This is a genomic window from Yersinia sp. LJYL362, from assembly GCF_048323875.1.
Window position 1 is genome coordinate 1 of the sequence record NZ_JBLWEX010000005.1, and the last position, 8,046, is coordinate 8,046.

The window sequence follows — 8,046 nt, forward strand, 5'->3', positions numbered from 1 at the left end:
GATAAAGTGACAGATAGTCTGCCGCTGCTACTTGCCAACCAAAGTCCAACCCCATCGCGTGGCGCTGAACGTGACGCCAATGTTTTGGTCGGCTCCACAGAACAAAAGCACGGCGAATCGCCCGCACCAATGCTTGTGCATCGCATTCATCAAACACAAACCCCGAGGCACTGCCGTCTGCCAGATTTTCCAGCGCGCAATCCACCACGGTATCTGCCAACCCGCCCGTATGCCGGACCAGTGGCAAAGTGCCATACTTCAAGCCATACAACTGTGTTAGCCCACAAGGTTCAAAACGGCTGGGCACCAGAATCACATCCGCACCGGCAATAATTCGGTGTGAAAATGCCTCGTGATAGCCTATTTGTACCCCAACCTGACCGGAATAGTCTGCCGCAGCCGCCAGGAATGCCTCTTGTAAAATGGCATCACCCGCCCCCAGAACAGCCAATTGCCCTCCCAATTGCAGTAAATCGGGCAACGCTTCCAGCACCAAATCTAACCCTTTTTGCTCCGTCAGCCTGCTGACCACGGCAAAAATAGGTTTCTTCTCCGTCACCTCTAACCCCATCGTAGTTTGCAGGTGTGTTTTATTTATCGCTTTCTTTTGCAGGTTTTCTGCATCATAGCGGGCATGGAGTAAAGCATCCGTTTTTGGGTCCCAGATATCACTGTCCACTCCATTGAGGATCCCGGTCAATCGCCCCTGACTGGCCCGCTCTTGTAGCAACCCCTCCATGCCGTAACCAAAGGCAGGTTGGGTAATTTCTTTGGCATAAGTCGGGCTAACGGTGGTGACATGGTCAGCAAAGAACAGTCCGGCTTTCAGATAGGAAATTTGGCCATAGAACTCCAGCCCATACATTTGGAAAAATGCGGCTGGTAGCTGTATTTCAGCCAAATGGTGCCCCGAGAACAGCCCTTGATAAGCCAAATTATGGACGGTAAATACTGAACGTGCCGGGCGGCCACGTGCCGCGAGATAAGCACAAGCTAGCCCGGCATGCCAATCATGGGCATGCACTACCTCTGGACGCCAATAACCATCCAGGCCACAAGCCAGTTCACAAGCCATCCATCCCAGTAATGCAAAACGGCGATAGTTATCAGCATAAGCATGTAAAGATGGGTCGTGATACGGGCTTCCTGCCCGGTCATAGAGACCTGGTGCATCAATCAGGTAAATACCAATCCCTTGATAATGGCCATAACGTAATGAAACACGGCCAGCAAAGGTATCAATCTCCCTGACCAAAACCGTGTCTGGGATGCCACGGCGTAAGTCAGGGAACCCCGGCAGCATAACCCTGACATCGGCCCCCTCAGCAATTTGAGCGGCAGGTAAAGCACCAACAACGTCAGCCAATCCCCCGGTTTTTAACAACGGGAACAGCTCAGAACATACGTGTAGAACCCGCATCATTTTTCCTATTCACTTTTAAGCTTGGCCAGCATCGAACGGGTCACTAACACCACCCCGCCCTCAGAGCGATAAAAACGCTTGCTGTCTTCTTCGGCGTTTTCCCCAATAACCGTCCCCTCGGGTATCTGGCAGGCTCGGTCAATAATGCAGCGGCGCAGGCGGCACGAACGGCCAATATGTACATCCGGCAGCAGTAATGTGGAATCAATGGTGCAAAACGAGTTCACCCGCACCCGAGGGAATAGCACTGAGTGCACCACCACCGAACCGGAAACAATGCAGCCACCGGAAACCAACGAGTTCATGGTCATACCGTGGCTACCGGAACGGTCCTGCACAAACTTGGCAGGCGGCAGCGGCTCCATATGAGTCCGAATAGGCCAATCGCGGTCATACATATCCAGCTCTGGCGTCACCGATGCCAAATCGAGGTTGGCACGCCAGTAGGCATCCAGCGTCCCGACATCACGCCAGTAAGGCGGCAGTTCAGCATTAGAGGTCACACAGGAAAGGTCGAATGGATGTGCCCAGGCCACTCTTTGCTCAGTCAATTTGGGGATGATATCTTTACCAAAATCATGGCTGGAGCCGGGCGTTTTCTGATCTTCTTCTAATAATTTAAACAGATAATCAGTATTGAAAATGTAGATGCCCATGCTGGCGAGGGCCATATCCGGGCGGCCCGGCATCGCAGGAGGATTAGCCGGTTTTTCATAGAAAGCGGTTATCTGATAATCCTCGGCAACCTCCATAACACCAAATTCAGTGGCCTCGGTGATGGGGACTGGAATACACGCCACAGTACACTCAGCCCCTTTCTCGGCGTGGTCGAGCAACATGCGGGAGTAATCCATCTTGTAAATATGGTCACCCGCCAGAATGACGATATGTTCCGCTTTGTAGCGACGGATAATATCCAGATTCTGATAAACAGCATCTGCGGTTCCTTTGTACCACTGCTCAGTGCTCAGGCGCTGTTGGGCTGGCAATAAATCGACAAATTCGTTCATTTCCTCATTGAGGAATGACCAACCACGTTGAATATGTTGAACCAAGCTATGTGACTGATATTGCGTTATCACGCCAATACGCCGGATACCCGAATTCAGACAGTTGGAAAGAGCAAAATCAATAATGCGAAACTTGCCGCCAAAATGAACTGCGGGTTTAGCACGGGTCGCCGTTAAATCTTTCAGCCGTGAACCACGGCCACCCGCCAGAATCAGCGCAACAGATTTATTCGGCAATAATCGAGCTAACATCAGTGGGTCTTTGTTCTCAAACTTAACCATGAAGACTCCTTAAAATTTCTGTGTGAGCACGCAAACGGTATGTGCAGACCCATTCCATACGGTTAATGGTTCCGTATGCTCTGACGGCTCAAAAGGAGGAATCACCACCCATTCCCCCACAGGTAAATGCATTTCACACGCTTGATCAGTGGCATTAATCACCACCAGCCAGCGCTGAGATAACCGTATTTGTAGTTGTTTCTGACAACCCTGCTCCCAAGCCCCATCACTCAGCGTTTGCCCCTGACTATCCAGCCATTGCACATTGCCATCGCCGTCTTCCCACCATGAGTCTTTAATCAGGGCTGGAATCTGCTGGCGTAGCCGAATAAGTTCAGCAGTAAATGCCGTTAATTCTCGATCTGCGCTCCCCCAGTCTAGCCAGGTGAGAATGTTGTTCTGACAATACGCATTGTTGTTGCCTTGCTGACTATGGCCGTGTTCATCGCCAGCCAGCAACATCGGTGTACCCTGTGAAAGTAACAAAGTGGTCAGTAATGCGCGCTGGCACGCTTTGCGCCGTTGCCAGATAGCGTCATCCGCCACCAAACCTTCACTACCAAAATTATTGCTCAGATTGTTATCACTGCCATCACGGTTTTCTTCTCCGTTGATTTGGTTGTGTTTTTTGTTAAAACACAGCAAATCTTGCAGAGTAAAACCATCATGGGCGGTGATTTGATTGATACTGGCGGAAGGCAAACGCTCCCAATGTTTGAATAAATTGCTGGATGCTGCGAAATGCTGGGCGAATTGCCCCAAAGGTAAATCGCCGCGTAACCAGAAGCGGCGCATGGCATCACGATATTGGTCATTCCATTCGCTAAAACCGGTGGGAAAGTTACCCAATTGATAACCTCCCAAGCCGATATCCCAAGGCTCTGCAATCATCTTGCAATGACAAAGCTGTTTATCAGCCGCCAGTGCGGCAAACAAAGGAGCATGTTGGTCGAAAGCCGGTGAGCGCCCCAAAACCGTCCCCAAATCAAAGCGGAAACCATCAATATGGCAGCGATCGACCCAGTAACGCAGGCAATCAAGCACCCACTGCATCACATAAGGTTGGCTAAGGCGCAATGTATTGCCACAACCAGTCATGTTGTCGTATTCACCCTCAGGGGTGAGCCAGTAGTAGCTGGCATTGTCGATCCCACGCTGACACAGAGTGGGGCCAAACACATCCAGCTCTGCACTGTGGTTGAATACCACATCCAAAATCACTTCAATACCGGCTTTATGCAGCGCTTTAACCGCATCACGTAGCTCTTGCAGCGGGGAAATCCCTTCACGGCCAGAAGCATAATCCGAGTCAACTGCATAGGGAGCGAGTACGTTATAACCCCAATAATTACTCAGCCCCATCTTCTGCAACCGTGGCTCATCAATATGGAATTGCACTGGTAGCAACTCCAACGTCGTTATACCCAGTTGTTGCAAGTATTGAATCATGGCTGGATGAGCCAAACCGGCGTACGTGCCACGCAGATCTGCCGGAATATCTGGGTGCAATTGAGTGAGGCCGCGTACATGAGCTTCATAAATGACGGTATTGCCCCAAGGAATGGTTGGTCGGTGATCCCCCTGCCAATCATATTCTTCATGGACCACAATACACTTTGGAGCGACAGCAGCACTGTCGCGATAATCGGGCTGACTCACCCCACCCTGTAAGCTGGGGTCATCACCCACTTTGCTATCTAACGCAAGAGCACAAGGGTCTATCAATAGCTTGTTGGGATTAAAACGGTGGCTTTGTTGCGGGTTAAATGGCCCACTGACACGGTAACCATAGCGCTGCCCCGGCTTTCCTCCGGGAAGATAGCCATGCCAGATATCCCCACTGCGGGCCGGTAACGGTATCCGCAGCTCCTGGTTATTATCATCAAACAGACACAGTTCAACCTGCTCTGCATGAGCTGAAAACAGAGTGAAATTGATCCCGACACCATCAAAATGAGCACCCATTGGCGTCGGGGAGCCACTCGTCAGAGTCGTCATCCTACCCCTCCCGCGCCAGATAAATGGTCGACAGTGGTGGCAGAGTGAGTAGCAAAGAGTGATTGTGATTATGGCTGCCCACTGGGTGGCTATGAATACCGCCCTGATTACCCATATTGCTGCCACGATAGAACGCTGAATCAGAGTTCAACACTTCGCGATAATGCCCGCTCTGCGGGACACCTACGCGGTAGTGATAACGTGGGACTGGCGTGAAATTACTAATAACAATCAGTTCGTTACCATTAGCGTCACGGCGCAGGAAAGCAAATACCGAGTTTTCATGGTCATCCACCACCAACCACTCAAAGCCAGCCGGTTGGTAATCCAACTCATAGAGTGGCGCATGTTGCTGATAACAATGATTAAGATCGCGAACCCAGCGCTGCACTCCCTTATGCCAACCGTTTTCGTCATCCAGCAAATGCCAGTCCAAACTGGTATCGAAATTCCACTCACGCCCTTGAGCGAATTCACATCCCATAAACAGCAATTTTTTGCCTGGATGCGCCCACATAAACCCATAATAGGCCCGCAAGTTAGCGAATTTCTGCCATGCATCACCTGGCATACGATCAAGGATTGAACGTTTGCCATGAACCACTTCATCGTGAGAGATCGGTAAAATAAAGTTCTCGGTATAGGCGTATAACATACCGAAAGTCATTAAATTATGATGATATTTGCGGTGAACAGGATCACATTGCATGTAATTGAGCGTGTCATGCATCCAGCCCATATTCCACTTGTAGTTAAAGCCCAATCCCCCCGAATCAGGAGGTAATGTCACCCCTGGGAAGTCAGTAGACTCCTCAGCCATAGTGACACCGCCGGAGCGCTCAACACCGATGGTGTGGTTGGTGTAACGCAAGAAGGCGATCGCCTCCAGATTTTCGCGCCCACCGTAATAATTGGGCACCCATTGCCCTTCGGCACGGCTGTAATCGCGGTAAATCATTGAAGCAACAGCATCAATACGTAATGCATCAATACCAAAACGCTCCATCCAGTAGAATGCATTTCCCGCTAAATAGTTGCGAACTTCATTGCGACCATAGTTATAAATCAGGGTATTCCAGTCCTGATGGTAGCCTTCGCGCGGATCGGCATATTCATATAATGCGGTTCCATCGAACGTCGATAAACCATGCTCATCACTGGGGAAATGACCCGGAACCCAGTCAAGGATGACGTTAATTCCGGCCTCATGGAATTTGGCGACAAAATCTTTGAAATCTTGTGGTGTGCCGAACCGGCGAGTCGGTGCGTATAACCCCAGCGGTTGATAGCCCCAACTACCATCAAACGGATGCTCATTAATGGGCAGCAATTCCACATGGGTAAAGCCCATATATTTGACGTATTCGACCAATTGATCGGCTAATTCGCCATAACTGAGCCAAAAGTTATTGTCGGTATGGCGTCGCCACGAACCAAGATGGACTTCATAAATAGAAATAGGTGAACGCAAGTCATTGGCTTTTTGTCGGGCGGGAGTATTTTCGACCACATCGGGCAACGGACTGATCAATGAGGCTGTTTCTGGCCGCATCTGGGCTTTAAAGGCGTAGGGATCCGCTTTTAACCGCACCTGACCATGGCAATCTATTATCTCAAACTTATACAACTGCCCCGTTTGCACGCCGGGCAGAAATAACTCCCAAATACCATTTTCTCGCCGTAACCGCATAGGATGGCGGCGACCATCCCAAAAATTAAATTCCCCCACCACAGAAACACGTTGAGCATTCGGTGCCCAAACCGCAAAACTGACCCCCGGCACCCCATCCAGACTCATCAAATGCGCCCCTAAGCGTTCATAAGGGCGTAGATGGGTACCCTCTGCTAATAACCAGGTATCGATATCCTGCAATAGTGTGCCAAATCGGTAGGGATCTTCGATGATTTGTGGGCTTTCTTGCCACGTAACGGCTAACTGATAACGGAAAGGTTTTTTACGCTGGGGGATTTTGGCAATAAAGAAACCACGCGGATCTTCACTCTGAAGTTGAACGATATTTCGCCCAGTTTCTGTTTCAACCAACCATACCTCTTTGGCATCCGGTAACAACGCACATACCTGTAATCCCCGCTCAGTTTGGTGCATACCCAAAACGGAAAAAGGGTCGGCATAATGGCCGGAAATAATCTGATTAATCACCTGACGGTCGGGAAGTACTGGCATATCTTCTTCCTTTGATTAACATCATGATTTTATGCAGAATTTTAAATACACAGCTAAAGTTCAGCATATTAATCATGCAATCCATTTAATGTATTAGGCATGATCAAGGTCAATAAACAGACTTAATGCCTTAACCTGCCTTTATGATTGCGCACTTAGTTATAGGATTTTTCTCACCCAAACTATAAGCATAGTCAATGAGAGCTAAAAAAATTGGCTTATGATTAATGAAATTTTTTCTCACGCAAATAAGTGAAAAAAAAGAAGATTAAGCTGTGCAAGAAACACATATATGATGGAAATGCCGTTATGAGTCGCACAAAGAAACTGTGATACTCGCCAGACGAAATGAGCAAAACAACCAGCTGACACGATTTTAAGCCCCATAGGGCTTTTTTGTTAAAACAAGGGGCGGGCTAACTTCTCGGGCGAGAAATCTGGCTACAATAGCGGCAGCAATAAATAATCTTAGTAATAACAGTGGTCATCCAACATGGGCGTTAGCCAGGTCGAACTGATTTTTTCCCTTTTACAACAGATGTGTGTCTATCTGGTCATCGCCTATCTGTTGAGCAAAACACCGCTATTTATCCCCTTAATGCAGGTTACCATTAGGTTGCCCCATAAACTGGTGTGCTACCTCACGTTTTCCATGTTTTGCATCATGGGAACCTACTTTGGTTTGCATATTGATGACTCCATCGCCAATACCCGCGCTATCGGTGCCGTATTGGGTGGCGTGCTGGGGGGGCCATCAGTCGGTTTTCTGGTGGGTCTGACCGGGGGGTTACATCGCTACTCCATGGGAGGAATGACCGCCACCGCCTGTATGTTATCTACCATCACCGAAGGGTTATTAGGCGGGCTACTCCATAGCTATCTGATCCGCAAAAATCGCCTTGACCTGTTATTCCAGCCCTTGGTTGTCGCCGCTATTACCTTGGTGGCCGAAGTCCTGCAAATGTTGATTATTCTGGCAGTGGCGCGCCCCTTCCATGAAGCGGTCGAATTGGTTGAGAATATTGCCTTGCCCATGATGATAACTAACACCATCGGTGCCGCGATGTTTATGCGTATCTTATTGGACAGGCGAGCTATTTTCGAAAAATACACCACCGCATTTTCAGCCAAAGCGTTACAAATTGCCG

At 49.3% G+C, this 8,046-nt stretch carries 5 protein-coding genes; 1 reads left to right on the forward strand and 4 read right to left on the reverse strand.

What is annotated here, in order from left to right:
• The 4 genes from glgA to glgB form a co-directional block, all read right to left on the reverse strand.
• Positions 1 to 1,420, reverse strand: a 1,420-nt coding sequence (gene glgA, locus ACNSO8_RS00170; RefSeq protein ID WP_418393467.1) for a glycogen synthase GlgA, incomplete at its 3' end; no start/stop codon positions are given.
• Between the two features lie 8 nt (positions 1,421 to 1,428).
• Entirely contained in the window at positions 1,429 to 2,715 is a 1,287-nt protein-coding gene (gene glgC, locus ACNSO8_RS00175) for a glucose-1-phosphate adenylyltransferase (protein WP_019081561.1), read from the reverse strand.
• A 9-nt stretch (positions 2,716 to 2,724) separates the two neighbouring features.
• Entirely contained in the window at positions 2,725 to 4,713 is a 1,989-nt protein-coding gene (gene glgX / locus ACNSO8_RS00180) for a glycogen debranching protein GlgX (RefSeq protein WP_418393468.1), read from the reverse strand.
• Between the two features lies 1 nt (position 4,714).
• On the reverse strand, positions 4,715 to 6,898 hold the full coding sequence (glgB, locus tag ACNSO8_RS00185) for a 1,4-alpha-glucan branching protein GlgB (RefSeq protein ID WP_057621302.1): 2,184 nt from the start codon (positions 6,896 to 6,898) through the stop codon (positions 4,715 to 4,717).
• Positions 6,899 to 7,391: 493 nt separating this feature from the next.
• Between glgB and ACNSO8_RS00190 the strand changes: the two genes are divergently transcribed.
• A partial coding sequence (locus tag ACNSO8_RS00190) for a LytS/YhcK type 5TM receptor domain-containing protein (protein WP_418393469.1) occupies positions 7,392 to 8,046 on the forward strand: 655 nt, incomplete at its 3' end.

Excerpts from the sequence above, each read along its gene's own strand:
- glgC (WP_019081561.1), bottom strand. The coding sequence starts at position 2,715 with ATGGTTAAGTTTGAGAACAAAGACCCACTGATGTTAGCTCGATTATTG.
- glgX (WP_418393468.1), bottom strand. The coding sequence starts at position 4,713 with ATGACGACTCTGACGAGTGGCTCCCCGACGCCAATGGGTGCTCATTTT.
- glgB (WP_057621302.1), bottom strand. The coding sequence starts at position 6,898 with ATGCCAGTACTTCCCGACCGTCAGGTGATTAATCAGATTATTTCCGGC.